Genomic DNA, 16,331 nt, shown 5'->3' on the forward strand with positions numbered 1-16,331 from the left:
ATTTTATGTCCCCTGTTAATTAATTTCTTTTTCCATTTTAGGTCTTGTAAAAGTGTAAAATTTGGACTATAATACGAAAAATGATTTTTATAAAGGAGAAGTATGAGACATCTTTTAAACCCATTGGACTTTTCTGTTGAAGAAACTAATGCACTTTTAGAGCTTGCTATTGATATTGAAAACAACAGGGGAAAGTATTCTAAAATTTGTGAAGGAAAAAAATTAGCAACCTTATTTTATGAGCCAAGCACACGAACCAGACTCTCATTTGAAGCAGCGATGCTTAATTTGGGAGGTAGCGTACTTGGCTTTCATTCTGCCGACTCATCATCTGCAGCAAAGGGCGAAAGCGTTGCAGATACTATCAGAGTAATTTCTTCATATGCAGATATAGCGGCAATGCGTCATCCAAAAGAGGGTGCACCGCTTGTTGCAAGCAAATTCTCTTCTATTCCGGTAATTAATGCCGGTGACGGTGGACATCAGCATCCTACACAAACTCTTACAGACCTTTTGACAATAAAGAGAATGAAGGGAAATATCTCAGACCTTACAGTCGGACTTTGCGGCGACCTTAAGTTCGGTAGAACAGTTCATTCACTTATTAACGCTCTTATCAGATATCCGAATATCAAATTTGTTCTTATCTCACCTGAAGAGCTTAAAGTCCCCGACTATATCAGAGATGATGTACTTAAGGCTAATAATATCGAGTTTAGTGAGGTTACCAGCCTTGATGAGGCTATGCCTGAGCTTGATATTCTTTATATGACAAGAGTTCAAAAGGAGCGTTTCTTCAACGAGGAAGATTATATTCGTTTGAAAGACACATATATTTTGGATAAGCAGAAATTAAAGCATGCTAAAAAGGATATGTATATACTCCATCCGCTTCCAAGAGTAAATGAAATAAGCGTTGAGGTTGATAATGACCCGAGAGCCGCGTATTTCAAACAGGCTGAGTTTGGTGTATATGTAAGAATGGCTTTGATTCTCACTCTTTTGGAGGTAAAATAATGTTAAATATCAGTGGATTAAATGAAGGTGTGGTACTTGATCATATAGAAGCCGGAAAAAGCTTGGATATATATTTTCACTTAGGACTTGATAAGCTTGATATACCTGTTGCAATTATAAAGAATGCCAAGTCTAAAAAAATGGGTAAGAAAGACATTATCAAAATCGAAGGTGATGTACTTGATTTAATAGATTTCGACGTAATCGGATATATAGATCACAATATCACAATCAATGTTATAAAGAATAATGCGATAGTTGAGAAAAAAACAGTTTCATTACCTGAGAAGATAACAAATATTATCAAGTGTAAGAACCCAAGATGTATCACTTCGATAGAGCAGGAGCTTCCACATATCTTCTATCTTTCAGATAAGGATAACGAGGTATATCGCTGCATCTATTGTGAAGAGAAAAGAAATAAGAAAAAATAATACTTTAAACTACAAAACTGCCGGATTAAATTTTAATCCGGCAGCCTTTTTATACCAATATGGCTTTCTTTATTTCCACCTTTTCAGGTAATCCTTTAATTTCTCTTAGAATCTTCATGAACTCTTTTCCGGTAATAGTTTCCTTTTCTATAAGGAACTCTGCCAGTTTGTCCATTACATCCTTGTTTTTTCTAAGGATACTAAGGGCTTCATCATAGCTCTTTTTAAGTATTTTCATTACTTCTTTGTCAACTTCAGTAGCTGTATTGTCACCACAGTCAAGTATTGCCTGTCCTGAAAGATATTGATTTTCAACTCTTGCAAGTCCCATAAGTCCGAACTTATCACTCATACCGTACTGTGTAACCATTGCCCTTGCAATAGAGGTAGCCTTTTCAATATCATTTGATGCACCTGTTGTTACGGAATCAAATACTATTTCCTCGGCCGCTCTACCTCCAAGAGTACTTACAAGCATATCCTCAAGTTCTTTCTTGGACTTAAGATATGTCTCTTCTTCAGGTACATACATTACATAACCCAAAGCACCCATGGTTCTCGGTACAATAGTGATTTTTTGTACAGGCTCGGAGTTTTTTTGCAGTGCAGAGATAAGTGCATGTCCCACCTCATGGTAAGATACAATTCTTCTCTCTTCCTGATTCATTACTCTGTCCTTTTTCTCCTTACCTACAAGAACAACTTCAACAGCTTCAAAAAGGTCTTTTTGCTTTACAGCTTTTCTTCCTTTTTTTACCGCCAAAATAGCCGCTTCATTTATCATATTGGCAAGGTCTGAACCTACAGCACCTGATGTAGCAAGTCCTATTGCTTCAAGATCTACACTGTCATCCATAAGCACATCCTTTGAATGTACCTTAAGGATGTCAACTCTTCCTTTAAGATCAGGTCTTTCAACAATTACTCTTCTGTCAAATCTACCCGGACGAAGTAATGCAGGGTCAAGTATCTCAGGTCTGTTTGTAGCACCAAGCACTATAAGACCTTTTGATGAATCAAAGCCGTCCATTTCGGAAAGAAGCTGATTGAGAGTCTGTTCTCTCTCATCATTTCCTCCACCCATTCTGGAATCTCTGCTCTTACCTATTGCATCTATCTCGTCTATAAATATGATAGCAGGAGCCGCCTCCTGTGCCTGTTTGAATAAATCTCTTACTCTTGAAGCACCTACACCTACAAACATCTCTACAAAGTCTGAACCTGACAGAGAAAAGAACGGTACATCCGCTTCTCCTGCCACCGCCTTTGCTAAAAGTGTTTTTCCTGTTCCCGGAGGTCCTACCAAAAGAGCTCCCTTCGGAAGTCTGGCACCAATCTTTGTATATTTCTCAGGATTGTGCAAAAAGTCAACGATTTCAGTCAAAGACTCTTTTGCTTCATCTTCACCTGCTACATCCTTAAATGTAATACCGGTTTCCTTTTGAACATATACTTTGGCATTGCTCTTGCCGACTCCCATGAATCCGCCTCCACCCATTTTCTTCAGTAGGAAATTCATCATAAGTATGAAGAAAATAAACGGTAGAATAAAACTGAGGAATGACAGTATCGTAGATGTAGTCTCAAACCTTTCCATAGTCGCCGGAACATTAGCCGCATATAATCTGTCAACCAATGAATCGTCTTCTATTCTGACCGTCTTATACACAGTCATGGTTGAGTAATCTGAAAGATTAGGCTTTACCTTTATTTCAATGGCAGTTGCCATTACCTTTACCGACTCCACCTTCCCGTCATTTACCATTTGCATAAACTCAGTATAAGGCACTTCCTTCGTTGTGGCCTTCTTAAGCCTGTTTGAAAGTATGCTTACTGCAAAGAATGCTATGGCAGCTGCAATAATAAGTATAATAATCGTCCTGTTATTCAGCCCATTGGATTCATTTTTATTTTTTTTATCCATACACTTCCTTTCTATTTTATTTTACTCTTATTATAATTTATAAGAGAACCTGCCTCCACTATGGATTTTTCCGCATCAGTCATTTCCGCAATGCTTAAGCTTATTTCTTTTATATTTTCACCTATAATATAGGCAGGAATTTTTGACATATCACCTCTTAGATGCTTTTTGATATTCGGTACGAAGATATAATCTCCAACCTCAAAATCAGGTTCCGAATCTAAAAGGAACGGCAACATACCCCAGTTCATTACATTTGAGCGATATCTCTTTGTTGCATACTCTTTAGCAATGTTTGCAAGACCGCCGATAACTCTCTGGCAACTTGCAGCCTGCTCTCTTGCAGAACCGTCACCGGGTTTCTTGGCATAAATCATGCTGCCTATCTCAGTTTCATTTGCAATAATATCTGCAAATCCCGGTATAGTCTTTATCTTATCAAATATTTTGGCCAGCTCGGTATTATCTTTTAAGATATCCTCACCCTTTCTTCTTGACTTTTCAATAACATCTACCGCCTTACTTCTGCCTACATATTCAGGATCTCTTCTTGAAAGTGTAAACTCCGCAAGTCCAAGCGGATTTGATCTGTAAGATGATGTTTCTCCAGAAGGTATAAGCTCATCTGTAGTGGTTACCTCGTCAAGTATCTTTGAACATACCTTTAAAAGAATATTGTCGGTAAGAGCAGTCATCTCAGGCCAGTCCTTAATATTAGGACCGTAAACCAAAGCGCTGTCCTCTCTCGCATCTCCAAATCCCTGATATACTCTGTTTTTATATATTGTGTCATCATAATTATACTCGGGCACAATATAATCATCCGCAAACTCTGTAGCAGGTGTTAAAAATCCCTTGTTTCTTGCAGTTGCGGCTACAGATCTTGCATCCATAAGAGCTACAGCGGACATTTGACCTGATCCCGGCTTTGATCCCTCTCTGTTAGGGAAGTTTCTTGTAGTATGTCTTATAGAAAGACCGTTATTTGAAGGAGTATCTCCCGCACCGAAACATGGACCACAGAATGCAGTCTTTACTACCGCACCGCTTTCCATAAGATCTGCCACAGCGCCGTTTCTTGTTGTTTCTATAAATACAGGTTGTGATGAAGGATAAACATTTAAATTAAACTCATCAAATCCTGTACTATGTCCTTTAAGTATATGTGCCGCCTCCATTACATTTGAATATGTTCCGCCTGCACAACCTGCTATAATACCCTGTGAAACTCTAAGCTTTCCGTTTTCTATCTTATCTAAAAGTCTGAGCCCCTTTCCGGCTTCTCCACCTATCTTTATCGCCTCAAGTTCCACTTCATGAAGAAGATCTTTTAAATTCTCATTAAGGAAATCTATTTCATATACATTACTTGGGTGGAACGGAAGTGCAATCATAGGCTTAATTGTAGAAAGGTCTACATGAACAACTCCATCATAGTATGTAATATCGGCAGGTTTTAACTCCTTATAATCCTCAGCTCTTCCATGAACAGTAAGGAATTTCTTTGTATCCTCATCAGTTTCCCAAACAGATGAAAGGCAGGTAGTCTCTGTAGTCATAACATCTACACCGTTTCTGTAATCAGTAGTCATAGATGCGATTCCCGGTCCTACAAACTCCATTATCTTATTCTTTACATATCCGTTTTTAAATACCTTACCTATTATTGCAAGTGCGATATCCTGCGGTCCTACACCTGCTTTCGGTGCTCCCTCAAGATAGATTGCAATTATTTCAGGTCTGTTTACATCATAAGTATCCTGTAAAAGCTGCTTTACAAGCTCACCACCGCCTTCACCGATAGCCATTGTTCCAAGCGCTCCGTATCTGGTGTGTGAATCCGATCCCAGTATCATCTTTCCACAACCTGCAAACGCTTCTCTCATATACTGATGTATTACCGCAATATGAGGTGGTACATATATTCCTCCGTATTTTTTTGCGGCGGAGAGACCGAACATATGATCATCTTCATTTATAGTTCCTCCAACTGCACAAAGTGAATTGTGACAGTTTGTCAAAACATAGGGTATCGGGAATTTTTCCATACCGCTTGCTTTTGCAGTCTGTATTATTCCTACAAAAGTAATATCATGTGAAGCCATTGCATCAAACTTCAGTCTGAGCTTATCCATATTTCCTGAAGTATTATGTTTTTCAAGTATATTGTAAGCTATACTTCCCTTTCCGGCTTCTTCCTTATCTATATCTTTGCCTGTAACAGCTTTTAATTTATCTATATCGTTTTCTTCTATAAGAGTCTTACCGTTAATAAGGTAAGCTCCACCATTGTACAAATTAACCATATTTCCTCCTAGTTTTCCAGAATAGTATATACTATCAAAAAATTATTTTCAAGGCTGATGATTTTATAAGAAAAACCAAAATGAGGGCACTGCCCTCATTTATGATACGGTTCATTATATCTGATCCTGTATGCTCTGTAAATTTGTTCAAGTAAAATAACTCTCATAAGCTGATGTGGAAAAGTCATCTCTGAAAAGCTAAGTTTTTCATCAGCTCTGTCAAGCACGGTTTTATGAAGTCCTAAAGAACCTCCGATTACAAATGCCAGATTTCCTTTTGATAAAATATCATATTTTTCCATTCTCTTAGAAAAATCTTCTGAAGAATATTTCTTACCGTCTATTGCAAGTGCAACAACATAGCTGTTTGAAAGCTTTGATAAAATCCTTTCAGCTTCAACTTCCTTGATTTTCTCTTCCTCAAGCAAACTTGCATTTGCAGGAGTTTTCTCATCCTTTAATTCTATTATGTTTAGCTTTGCATACCTTGAAAGCCTTTTTGAGTATTCGTCTATAGCGTCTTTGAAAAACTTCTCTTTGATACTTCCGATAACCACAATATTGATATTCATAAACTATTCCTTAAAGTAATATCCCACGCCCCATTTTGTATGAATATACTTCGGCTCACTCGGGTTCGGTTCAATCTTTTCTCTAAGCCTTCTCACATGTACATCCACAGTTCTTACATCACCTGCTTCATGTAACTTATTTCCCCAAACAATGTTTAAAAGCTTCTCTCTGGAATATACTTTATCAGGATTTTGTGTAAGAAGCTCAAGTATATCAAATTCCTTTGCTGTAAGATTAAGCTCCTTATCCTTTTCAAATACCCTTCTGCTGTCAAGGTCAAGCTTAAGATCGGAGACTTCTATGATTCTCTCATTTTTTTGTGCAGCCTTAGACTTCTTTGAATTTCTTCTTATAATTGCTTTTATCCTTGCCTTAACCTCGAGTATATTAAAAGGCTTTGTAATATAATCATCTGCTCCGTATTCAAGCCCGAGTATCTTATCCATATCTGTACCCTTGGCAGTCAACATGATAATCGGCATTTCAGAAAACTCTCTGATAGCCTGACAAACTTCCATGCCGTCCATCTCAGGCAACATTACATCCAAAAGCACTATATCATATTCTTTTTCTTTAGCCATTTTTAAAGCTTCACTGCCGTCATAGGCTACATCAACCTCATAACCGTCCTGCTCCAAACTGAACTTAATTCCTTTGACTATTAATTTTTCATCATCTACAACAAGTGCTTTATTCATTATTTACTCCTAATTTATACAAATCTTATCTTTAATCTTATTAAATGCTGATTCTTTTATTCCCGATATATTCATTATATCTTCAATATTCGAAAAAGATTTAGAGTTTCTATACTTTATTATAGCTTCAGCTTTTCTCTCTCCGATACCCGGTAAACTCATAAGTTCTTCCTTTGAAGCTTTATTGATATTTACAAGGGAACTGCTGTTTAGAGCATCTTCACCCTGCACAGGCTTTAGATCTTTAACTTCATCCCGGCTTGGAATTATTATATGTTCACCGGATTCAATCTTTTTTGCCAGGTTTACATAATCCCTACATGCATTTTCACTGAAGCCTCCTGCCATCTCAACAGCATCTTTTATTATTGAGTCCTTTTTCAATGTATATACATCAGGTTTATTCACACATCCCGAAATAAATACATCGATATATTCTTCCACAGTTACGGCTTCTGATATACTCTCTTTAGTTAAACTCTCTGTAACAACTTCCTTGGCCTCGGTTTCAATATTCTTTCCAAACTCTATATCGGAATCTTTTTTACAAGATGTTAATAAAATCGTTAAAAACATTATTAAAAAAATCTTTTTCATAGCTTTCTCCTTAAGAAAGCCTTGTAAGTATAATTATATTCTAGCAAATAAAATGTTAAAAACAAGTATCTAAAATATTAAGTATTTAATACAGTCTCTTTTTTAAAGCTGCAATTACAAGATGTTGTGCCAATACGGATGTGGTCACAGCCCCTACACCTTTTGGAACCGGTGTTGCCATAGCTGCATTTTTTACATTTTCAAGGTCCACATCTCCACAAAGCTTTCCTTCAAAGAAATTTATACCTACATCAATTACTACAGCGTCTTCTCCGATATAATCGTCATTTATCATCTTAGCTCTGCCTATTGCAACTATTAGAACGTCGGCATTTTTACATACCTTCTTTAAATCAGCTGTTTTTGAATGACAAAGTGTTACTGTAGCATTTTTTTGAATTGCAAGCATAGCTACAGGCTTACCGATTACCATACTTCTTCCAAGTACCACTACATTTTTTCCCTCAAGCTCTATATTATTGCTTTCAAGGATTTTTATTACCGCCTTTGCAGTACATGGTGCAAATCCGCTTTCATCTCCTGCAAATACTTTTGCTATATTTTTATATGAAATACCGTCCAAATCTTTTCTCTCATCCAGTACCTCTATAACCTTCTTCTCATCTATATGTTCAGGCAATGGTCTGAAAAGCAAAATTCCGTCAATTTCATCATCTTCATTTATTTTCTTAAACTCGTCTATAAAATCTTCCGATGAAATGTTTTCATCAAATTCAAATACTTTTGTTTTTAATGAAAGAGATTCCATCTTTTTTACGGCGCCTTTTTCATATGAAATGTCAGCAGAATTTGATCCTATTCTTACTATTCCAAGAGTTGGAATATAACCCTTAAGTTCTGAAAGTATTCCTGAAATTTCAGCTTTTATTTTCTCAGCTGTATCTGCCCCATATAATAAAATCACAAAAGCACCTCCAAAACTTCTCTGTATATGACATCCGCCTTATTCATAGTGTTTTCAAGTAATTCACTTGCTTCATCCAAAATATTTTGAGCTTTAATTCTATCCTTCATATACTTTACATTTATTACTACATTCATCATAGCACCGCATACCGCACTCCTAAGCATACTTACCGCCACACCGGCATCCGATACGGCAAGCTTTGATCCCTTCTTTGCAAGAAAATCAATGGCACCAAGCATAGCATAAGCTTCTTTCATAATGTCAAGCGGTACCATAGCTGCATTAAAAAGAAGTTTTTCCATATTCTCTTCATGCAATTTCTTTTCCTCGTTATTTTGCGGTTTAAAGCCATATGCCTGTGAAAGCGGATAAAAAACTTCCGCATCCTTATCTGAAAGCCTTATAAAACTTTCCATATGCTTATTCATATCTTCCAATATTCTTTTCACATCATCTTCCACTGCAATATGGCTCTTCTTACCTACTGTAAGATTACAGACCATACCGGCAAGAGCCGCCGAGAGTGCGCCTGCAACGGCACTTGCACCTCCACCTCCCGGTACAGGAGCCTTAGAGCCAAGTTCATTTATATATTCATCTATTTTGTATCCGGCTGTATTCACTATGACCATCCTTTCCACACTTCAGGTGCATACCCTATAGTTGCTTCCTTACCGTTTCTTACTATCGGAAGTCTTAGAACCTGCTGATTTTCCAGAATTTTAGGTATTTTATCTTCCTCGGAAAGATATTTTATCAATGTAAGAGTTTCAATATCCTTGCATTTTTCATCAAGCATATTTTCAAATCCTCCTACCGCCTGCATTACTGAAGTAAACTCGCCCTTTGATAAGCCCTTTTCCTTCATATCCACAAGCTGAAACTTAATATTTCTTTCTTTAAAAAATCTGACAGCCTTCTTTGTATCTGAAGACTTATTAGTTCCAAATATCTGTATATTCATATTTTCTCCAAAACATGCCTTTTTAAAATAAAGGCCCTTATTTGGGCCTCGTTTTTATTTTCTTCTTATTTAACCAAAGAATCAATCCTATATAAAGAGCATAAAAAACTCTAAGTCTTCCTTTAAAAGATATATCCACTTCTATTATTTCATCATAAAACATAGGTACTATCTTAAAATCATCTCTGTAAAGCGGATAGAATATCGCCACCGCCTCAAGTACCTGCCCTGTTGTGGAAGGATCATCAAAACCGAATTTAAAAAATCCGACTATTCTTTTCGGCAATATATGTACCAAAAGATTTTTGGTCTTTTCAAGCATCAGTAAAAGAGTTTTCTTGTTTTCTTCTTCTGTAAGTAAGTAATGAATATCCTTTGCTTTATTTATAAGTTTATCAAGTTTACTTTCTTTCTTGGCTGTGCTTTTCTTTTTATTGGACTTACTTTTCTTCTTTTTTGATTGTTTCTTTTCTTGTTTATCCAGCGCTTTTATTTTATTTTCAGCTTCTAAATTTTCTTTTTTTTCAGTAATTACATTAGCTTTATTTGTATTATCTACTGAGATATCTTCTTTTTTATTTTCATTAACTGTATCTGCAGTTTCTCTAACTTCCGACTTGTATTCTTCTGTTTCTTCTTTTGTATCAGTATCATCATCATGATTTGAATATACTTTAAAAAGCCATCCCACCTTGCCTATAATATCAAGTCCGTCTTTATATGTAATATTTAAAGATAAAAACTTAAAAAACCATGTTACGCTTAAAGATATATCCGGTACTTCTTTAAAATACACTTTTCCCTTGTATCTTACAGGAATAAAAAGCACCATCAGTATAATCAGTAATGCCAAAGCAATGATTGCGAGTATGACAATACCTATTATTTTCAATACTGTGAGCAGTATACCGATCATACTCCCTCCATTTTAAAAAAGCTGTAATACTCAAAATCTTTTCTTGTTCTATAGGTATCTTCAACTATATTTGAGATAAGCTCTATTCCCGACTTTTTACCGAGAGCAAGACCCACTATAAGAGCATCTGTCTTTCTGTAATTATTCAGAAAAATGGAATTGTGCACAAGCGAGAGTGTCTCTTCTCCCTCAAGAAATACCACAAGGTGTAATAAAAAGCTTGATTTGTTAAATTTCAGCATTCTCATATATTTTCTATAGTCTTGTTTTATATCCGGTGAGAGATATATCTTTTTTGAAAATATCATAATCTACCTTGATACCTAAATATCTGTCCCTTTCTTAAGAGAAATGTTCCAAAATGCATTTTCTCAGTAATCCCAGTGCAGAAATGACTGTTTGCTCTCTGACATTTGCTCTGTCACCTGAGAATCTGAACTCCTCTACATGTACAATATCCTTTATACAAACTCCTACATATACAAGTCCTACAGGCTTCTCATTTGTTCCTCCGTCAGGACCTGCAATACCGGTTACAGATATACTTATATCTGTATCTGCCGCAAGAGCCGCACCGACAGCCATCTCTTTTGCCGTCTGCTCACTTACCGCTCCGTATTTTTTCAGAGTTGATTTATTTACCCCCAGAGTTTTTCTCTTTGCCTTATTTGTATACGTAATAAATCCCTCTTTATATACGTCCGAAACTCCGGGTACATTTATAAGTCTTCCCGCCAAAAGTCCGCCTGTACATGACTCGGCTGTAGAAATTGTGAGTTCGTTCTTTTCAAGAAGATTTACCACACTCATTTCAAGAGTTATTTTTTCCTTTGTTGAATAAATATATTTTCCGAATCTTCTTTTTATTTCCTTTGAAACCGGCTTTATCAAATCTTTGGCAGCCTCTTCGGTATCCGCATCGGCTGAAAGAATAATATAAGTTTTAGCATCAAAAGGCTTTATTTCAATTTTCACATCTTCATTATCAATCAAGTCTGAAATAGAAGTTCTTATATCCGCTTCATTCATTCCAATAAGTTTTATCGTCTTATTTCTGGTAACAGTATCCATTTCCACTCCTTTATAAATGCATATTACTTACTGCTCATTATAACATTCTTATTCTTGATAATATACTCACAAAGAGAAAATATTGTAAGGAAAAGCATCAAGATAATAAAAATATTTGTTACCAAGCTAAGCTTAGGTAGATTCAATATAAGCAAAATAACAGTAACCATCTGTACAACAGTTTTTAACTTTCCCGACATTGCCGCCGCAATAACCACGCCGTTGTCGGAAGCCACCAACCTTATACCGCTTATAATAAACTCTCTTGCTATAACAATAAGCACAATAACAGAACTCAACTGTCTAAGCTCCACAAAACAGATAAGCCCTGAGCATACCAAGACCTTATCCGCAAGCGGATCCATAAACTTTCCGAAATCTGTAATCAGATTATATTTTCTGGCAATCATTCCGTCCAAAGTATCTGTAAGCGCCGCAACAGCAAATATAATAAGCGCAATTATTCTGAACTTATAATCTTCTCCACCTTTAAATAAAAGGCTTGCTACAAAGAAAGGTATAAGCAGCACTCTTAAAACCGTCAGTTTATTTGGCAAATTCATATTGCATCTCCTATCAAATCATACTCGGATGAACCTGTTATGATAACATCACAAAAATCACCTGACATGAAGTTTTTGTCGGTATTTACAAAGACATATCCGTCCACACCGGGAACATCCATATATGTTCTTCCGATATATACGTTTTCCTCAGGAAGTCTACCCTCTATGAGCACCTTGAATGTCCTTCCGACCATTTTTTCAAGATTCTTTTCGGAAATTTCCTGCTGCACTCTCATTATTCGATCTCTTCTGGCCTCTTTTTCTTCTTCTGCGATTTGATTTTCAAAGCCTGCCGCAACCGTACCTTCTTCTTCACTGTATGTGAAAACACCCAGTCTTTCAAACTTCATATTCTTGATAAAATCAATTACAGTCTCAAGATCTTCTTCAGTCTCACCCGGGAATCCTGAGATTATTGTGGTTCTAAGTGTAATACCCGGTATATTCTTTCTAAGCTTACCTATAATATTTACCAAATCATCATGAGTTGTTCTTCTGGCCATTCTTCTTAAGATATTGTCTGAAGCATGCTGTATCGGTATATCCAGATACTTACAAACCTTTTCTTCATTTGCAATAACTTCTATCAGTTCATCTGTAATCTCTTCAGGATAGCAATAAAGTATTCTTATCCACTCTATACCTTCAACCTTTGCAAGCTCCTTTAAAAGTTTAGGTAAACTCTTCTCACCGTAGAGGTCTACACCGTAAAGTGTAGTCTCCTGTGCTACCAAGATAAGCTCCTTTATTCCCTGTGCAGCCAAATCCTTTGCCTGAGCAATTAAATCATCCATGGGATAGCTTCTGTAATTGCCACGTAATGACGGAATAATGCAATAAGTGCAGTTTTTATTACAGCCCTCAGCAATCTTTAAATATGCATAGTATCCGCCTGTGGAATTTGTTCTCTTATTTGAAATGGAAGGCAATCTATCAAGGTCCAGAAACTCATTTTTTATCTCTCCACCAAGTACATCCTCCACAGTTTCGACAATCTTATCAAAACTTGATGTACCAAGAAGAGCGTCTACCTCAGGAATTTCTTTTATTATCTCATCTTTGTATCTTTGAGCCAGACAGCCTGTAACTATCAATGCCTTAAGAGCACCTTCTTCTTTTAATCTTGCCGCTTCCAAGATAGCATTTATGCTTTCTTCTTTTGCTGACTGTATAAAGCCACATGTATTGATTATCATTATCTCCGCTTCTTCATCAATATCTGTGTATTCAAATCCTTTATCATTCATCAGACCCAGCATCATCTCTGAATCCACTGTATTTTTGTCACATCCAAGTGACACCATTGACATTTTCATATAAACCTTTCAATATAAATCCTAATATTAATAAAAAGCCATCATGAAAATGATGGCAAATCAAAATGATTCTTAAGCTTCGTTATTAGGATCATCATTTGTTATTCTGACCTTCTGCTCAAACAGCTCTTCAACCGCAATAGAAAGCGGTTTCTTTCCGTCAGCCTTTACCTCAGGTATTTCACCGTCAATAATCTGTCTTGCTCTCTTTGCACTTGCAATTACAATTGAATATCTGCTCTGTACTACAGGTGCCTCACCCGGATCTACGTCCGCATTTGCAACATTAATAAGTTCGCTATATGATGGGTGTAACATTTATTCTTCCTCCATAAAAATCCTGTTTAAATCTTCTTTTATCTTCTTAATAAAGTCTGTATTATTTGACTTCATATCTCCACGGTGTGAAATAATCTGATTGAGCTCTTTTACCGCTCTTTCCAAATCATCATTTATAACAACGTAATCATACTTGCTCATGCAATCAGCTTCTTTCTTTGCCTGACGCAGTCTTGCTTTTATATCCCTTTCACACTCGGTTCCCCTGCCTACAAGCCTGTCCCTTAGTGTATGAGCATCCGGAGGTGTTACAAAGATAAGCATTGTATCAGGATACTTTTCCTTAACCTTTAGAGCACCCTGTACTTCTATTTCAAGAATTACATTCTTACCGCTCTTTCTTTGCTCCAGCACATAATCTCTTGGTGTACCATAGTAATTATTGCAAAATGATGCGTACTCTATCAGCTCATCATTTTCTATAAGTTTTTCAAAATCTTCTTTGCTTTTAAAAAAATATTCTCTTCCTTCTACCTCTCCCGTTCTTGGAGCTCTTGTTGTAGCAGAGACAGACAATGCATACTTATCATATTCTGACAGCAGCTTTTTCATCAAAGTACCTTTACCTGAGCCTGAAAAACCTGATACAACAACCAAAATTCCGTCAGCCATAATTCCTCTATTCTATGTTTTGAATTTGTTCCCTTATTTTTTCTATTTCAGTTTTTAATATTATAGCATAGTTTGCTATATTTAAATCAGTTGATTTTGAAAGAATTGTATTTGCTTCTCTGTTCATTTCCTGAGCAAGGAAATCAAGCTTTCTACCAATTCCAACATCCAGTTTCATTTCATCAGACATAGCTTTTATGTGACTTATAAGTCTTACAACCTCTTCATCCACACATATCTTATCTGCAAAGAGTGTTACCTCTGTAGCAATTCTGTTTTCTTCTATACCGGACCCGTTTAAAAGTTCATTCACTTTTAAATACAACTTATTTTTATATTCATCCAAAACTGCAGGATATCTTTCCTTTATATCCTCTGTTGTAGAAGACAGAAGTAGAAGCTTTGAACTTATATCTTCAAACAGCTTCTTCCCTTCCGCTTCTCTGGTATCATAAAAAGATTTACAAGCATCTTCCAATACTTTAAATAAAAGCACCTTTATCTCTTCTTCATCAAGCTTAGGCTCGTCAATACTTATCACATCCGGAAGATTTAAAAGATGTGAAACCTTCAAATCATCAACTATTCTATACTCTTTACAAAGTTCCAACCCTATATCCAAATATTTTTTTGCAATATTTTTATTCAGATATACTCCGTTTGCTTTGTCTTTAAAGTCCAGATAATTGATAAAAAGGTCCACTTTGCCCCTTGAAACATATTTTTTTACAATATTTCTTATCTCTGCTTCAAACGGGAAAAATCTTCTGGGCATCTTTATATTCAAATCCAGATATCTGTGGTTTACTGACTTAATCTCTATAGATAATTTATAATCACCTGTTATTTCTTCGGCTCTTCCAAAGCCTGTCATACTCTTTATCAATGTTTTATCTCCATTCAGGTTTATGACATATACACTTGATTATACTGATTTCTCTTTTACAAGTCAAGAAACGGAATATAATAATTTAACAATAATTTAGCTCCAGACAAAAAGGATATTTAGAAAACAACCACATAAGACTACTGTATATACTTCCAAAGCAGACTGACTTAGCATCTCTTGGGTTAACTGATCAAGATGCACTTAACATTGTATTAAGCCATATAAACTCAGCACCCGTTGAAAAATTTGGTGGCAGGAGTCCTTTAGAGGTTGCATCTTTTATGTATCCTAATCTCTATGAAAAACTTATGGCATATGGTATAGAGGAAATTGAAAAAGATAGGATTGTTTTAAAACCCTATCTTCTGAAAAATAGATAACTCTAATTATAGGTAGCCACCGGGGTGTCTTATAATGGTATTTTACAAGTGGAAATTAGTCCTACACTTAAAAAATTCGATTAAAGTCCACTTATTTGTAATGCCATAAAATGGCATTTACACACCCAAACTTTCTTCCATAATACTTACATTGTAACACTTATTGCATCATTTTTGTACTATAAATGTTACATTTCCTTGCTTTTGTAATACTAAATGCAACTTATATAATCACACTTTTTTAGTTGCATTAAACTTTACACTTCAGCGATTCTTTAAAACTAAATGTAACTTAAATATTTTTATTTTTTAGGTTTCATTAACATTTACACTTTAGCCAAATTTTAAATTATATGTTCTTTATGTTTTTATTAAACCATATCCAAATCTATTTCTAAAGATCCCTCCAAATATAACCTATCTCCTATATTATATTGAACTTTTCTTTCAAATTCCACTAAAATATTTTTGTCACATATGTTTGTTCTAGCATAAATAGAATAATCATCCTCCACATTCTCTACTTCTATAATTGCTCTTATATGTGACGATTCTTTAATAGGTTGAATATACATTAATTTATCTTTTGTAATAAATGAATGAGTAACCAAATCTATTCTAATATCCCCCTCTAATACATCCCCAATCTTTTTTTTCTTTGATATTTCATATTGAGTAATATACTCACTGTATTCAAGAAAATGAACAGTTATATTTCTATTATCAGGGGTATTGCCTTCTACAAATCGCTCCCAACCGTCTACATAAATATTATTAATTTTTATCTTCATTAATATAACC

The 16,331-nt window shown here is 35.6% G+C and carries 19 protein-coding genes; 2 read left to right on the forward strand and 17 right to left on the reverse strand.

Going from position 1 to position 16,331, the window contains the following annotated elements; translation table 11 throughout:
- The first annotated feature begins 102 nt into the window (after window positions 1–102).
- Both pyrB and HMPREF1140_RS02790 read left to right on the forward strand, forming a co-directional pair.
- Window positions 103–1,017: an aspartate carbamoyltransferase gene (gene pyrB, locus HMPREF1140_RS02785; RefSeq protein ID WP_009662583.1), complete on the forward strand. Its 915-nt coding sequence runs from the start codon at window positions 103–105 to the stop codon at window positions 1,015–1,017.
- The gene (locus HMPREF1140_RS02790) at window positions 1,017–1,451 is read left to right on the forward strand and encodes an aspartate carbamoyltransferase regulatory subunit (RefSeq protein ID WP_009662666.1); all 435 of its coding nucleotides are present in this window, start codon (window positions 1,017–1,019) and stop codon (window positions 1,449–1,451) included. Before pyrB ends, HMPREF1140_RS02790 begins: the two co-directional genes overlap by 1 nt.
- Window positions 1,452–1,500: 49 nt before the next feature.
- On the opposite strand, the gene ftsH is transcribed toward HMPREF1140_RS02790, so the two are convergent.
- From ftsH to HMPREF1140_RS02880, 17 genes are all read right to left on the reverse strand, one after another.
- Entirely contained in the window at window positions 1,501–3,375 is a 1,875-nt protein-coding gene (ftsH, locus tag HMPREF1140_RS02795) for an ATP-dependent zinc metalloprotease FtsH (protein WP_009662516.1), read from the reverse strand.
- An 11-nt stretch (window positions 3,376–3,386) separates the two neighbouring features.
- Window positions 3,387–5,681 carry a hydratase gene (locus HMPREF1140_RS02800; protein ID WP_009662606.1) on the reverse strand — a complete coding sequence of 765 codons (2,295 nt, stop codon included), beginning with the start codon at window positions 5,679–5,681 and terminating at the stop codon, window positions 3,387–3,389.
- Between the two features lie 95 nt (window positions 5,682–5,776).
- The gene (gene rlmH / locus HMPREF1140_RS02805) at window positions 5,777–6,253 is read right to left on the reverse strand and encodes a 23S rRNA (pseudouridine(1915)-N(3))-methyltransferase RlmH (RefSeq protein WP_009662626.1); all 477 of its coding nucleotides are present in this window, start codon (window positions 6,251–6,253) and stop codon (window positions 5,777–5,779) included.
- Window positions 6,254–6,256: 3 nt separating this feature from the next.
- A complete protein-coding gene (locus tag HMPREF1140_RS02810; protein WP_009662715.1) occupies window positions 6,257–6,952 on the reverse strand; it encodes a response regulator transcription factor in 696 nt (231 codons plus the stop codon).
- A gap of 9 nt (window positions 6,953–6,961) precedes the next feature.
- Window positions 6,962–7,549 carry a helix-hairpin-helix domain-containing protein gene (locus HMPREF1140_RS02815; protein ID WP_009662428.1) on the reverse strand — a complete coding sequence of 196 codons (588 nt, stop codon included), beginning with the start codon at window positions 7,547–7,549 and terminating at the stop codon, window positions 6,962–6,964.
- An 85-nt stretch (window positions 7,550–7,634) separates the two neighbouring features.
- Window positions 7,635–8,474: a bifunctional 5,10-methylenetetrahydrofolate dehydrogenase/5,10-methenyltetrahydrofolate cyclohydrolase gene (locus HMPREF1140_RS02820; protein WP_009662601.1), complete on the reverse strand. Its 840-nt coding sequence runs from the start codon at window positions 8,472–8,474 to the stop codon at window positions 7,635–7,637.
- Window positions 8,471–9,109: a cyclodeaminase/cyclohydrolase family protein gene (locus HMPREF1140_RS02825; RefSeq protein WP_035619790.1), complete on the reverse strand. Its 639-nt coding sequence runs from the start codon at window positions 9,107–9,109 to the stop codon at window positions 8,471–8,473. Before HMPREF1140_RS02825 ends, HMPREF1140_RS02820 begins: the two co-directional genes overlap by 4 nt.
- Window positions 9,100–9,441: an arsenate reductase family protein gene (locus HMPREF1140_RS02830; RefSeq protein ID WP_009662484.1), complete on the reverse strand. Its 342-nt coding sequence runs from the start codon at window positions 9,439–9,441 to the stop codon at window positions 9,100–9,102. The genes HMPREF1140_RS02825 and HMPREF1140_RS02830 overlap by 10 nt, the downstream gene beginning before the upstream one ends.
- A gap of 37 nt (window positions 9,442–9,478) precedes the next feature.
- On the reverse strand, window positions 9,479–10,357 hold the full coding sequence (locus HMPREF1140_RS02835) for a hypothetical protein (RefSeq protein ID WP_009662557.1): 879 nt from the start codon (window positions 10,355–10,357) through the stop codon (window positions 9,479–9,481).
- Complete coding sequence (locus tag HMPREF1140_RS02840; protein ID WP_009662648.1) at window positions 10,354–10,665, reverse strand: hypothetical protein; 312 nt, start codon at window positions 10,663–10,665, stop codon at window positions 10,354–10,356. The genes HMPREF1140_RS02835 and HMPREF1140_RS02840 overlap by 4 nt, the downstream gene beginning before the upstream one ends.
- 34 nt (window positions 10,666–10,699) lie before the next feature.
- On the reverse strand, window positions 10,700–11,428 hold the full coding sequence (locus HMPREF1140_RS02845) for a nicotinamide-nucleotide amidohydrolase family protein (RefSeq protein ID WP_009662446.1): 729 nt from the start codon (window positions 11,426–11,428) through the stop codon (window positions 10,700–10,702).
- 23 nt (window positions 11,429–11,451) lie between these two features.
- The gene (pgsA, locus tag HMPREF1140_RS02850; RefSeq protein WP_009662488.1) at window positions 11,452–11,991 is read right to left on the reverse strand and encodes a CDP-diacylglycerol--glycerol-3-phosphate 3-phosphatidyltransferase; all 540 of its coding nucleotides are present in this window, start codon (window positions 11,989–11,991) and stop codon (window positions 11,452–11,454) included.
- Complete coding sequence (gene rimO / locus HMPREF1140_RS02855) at window positions 11,988–13,310, reverse strand: 30S ribosomal protein S12 methylthiotransferase RimO (protein ID WP_009662503.1); 1,323 nt, start codon at window positions 13,308–13,310, stop codon at window positions 11,988–11,990. Before rimO ends, pgsA begins: the two co-directional genes overlap by 4 nt.
- 72 nt (window positions 13,311–13,382) lie before the next feature.
- A complete protein-coding gene (gene rpoZ, locus HMPREF1140_RS02860; RefSeq protein WP_007591751.1) occupies window positions 13,383–13,628 on the reverse strand; it encodes a DNA-directed RNA polymerase subunit omega in 246 nt (81 codons plus the stop codon).
- Window positions 13,629–14,261 carry a guanylate kinase gene (gmk, locus tag HMPREF1140_RS02865; RefSeq protein ID WP_009662697.1) on the reverse strand — a complete coding sequence of 211 codons (633 nt, stop codon included), beginning with the start codon at window positions 14,259–14,261 and terminating at the stop codon, window positions 13,629–13,631.
- A 7-nt stretch (window positions 14,262–14,268) separates the two neighbouring features.
- A complete protein-coding gene (locus HMPREF1140_RS02870; RefSeq protein ID WP_009662463.1) occupies window positions 14,269–15,147 on the reverse strand; it encodes a YicC/YloC family endoribonuclease in 879 nt (292 codons plus the stop codon).
- Between the two features lie 754 nt (window positions 15,148–15,901).
- The gene (locus HMPREF1140_RS02880) at window positions 15,902–16,321 is read right to left on the reverse strand and encodes a hypothetical protein (protein WP_009662540.1); all 420 of its coding nucleotides are present in this window, start codon (window positions 16,319–16,321) and stop codon (window positions 15,902–15,904) included.
- Window positions 16,322–16,331 lie beyond the last annotated feature (10 nt).

The organism is Lachnoanaerobaculum sp. ICM7 (assembly GCF_000287675.1).
Taxonomy (GTDB): Bacteria; Bacillota; Clostridia; order Lachnospirales; family Lachnospiraceae; genus Lachnoanaerobaculum.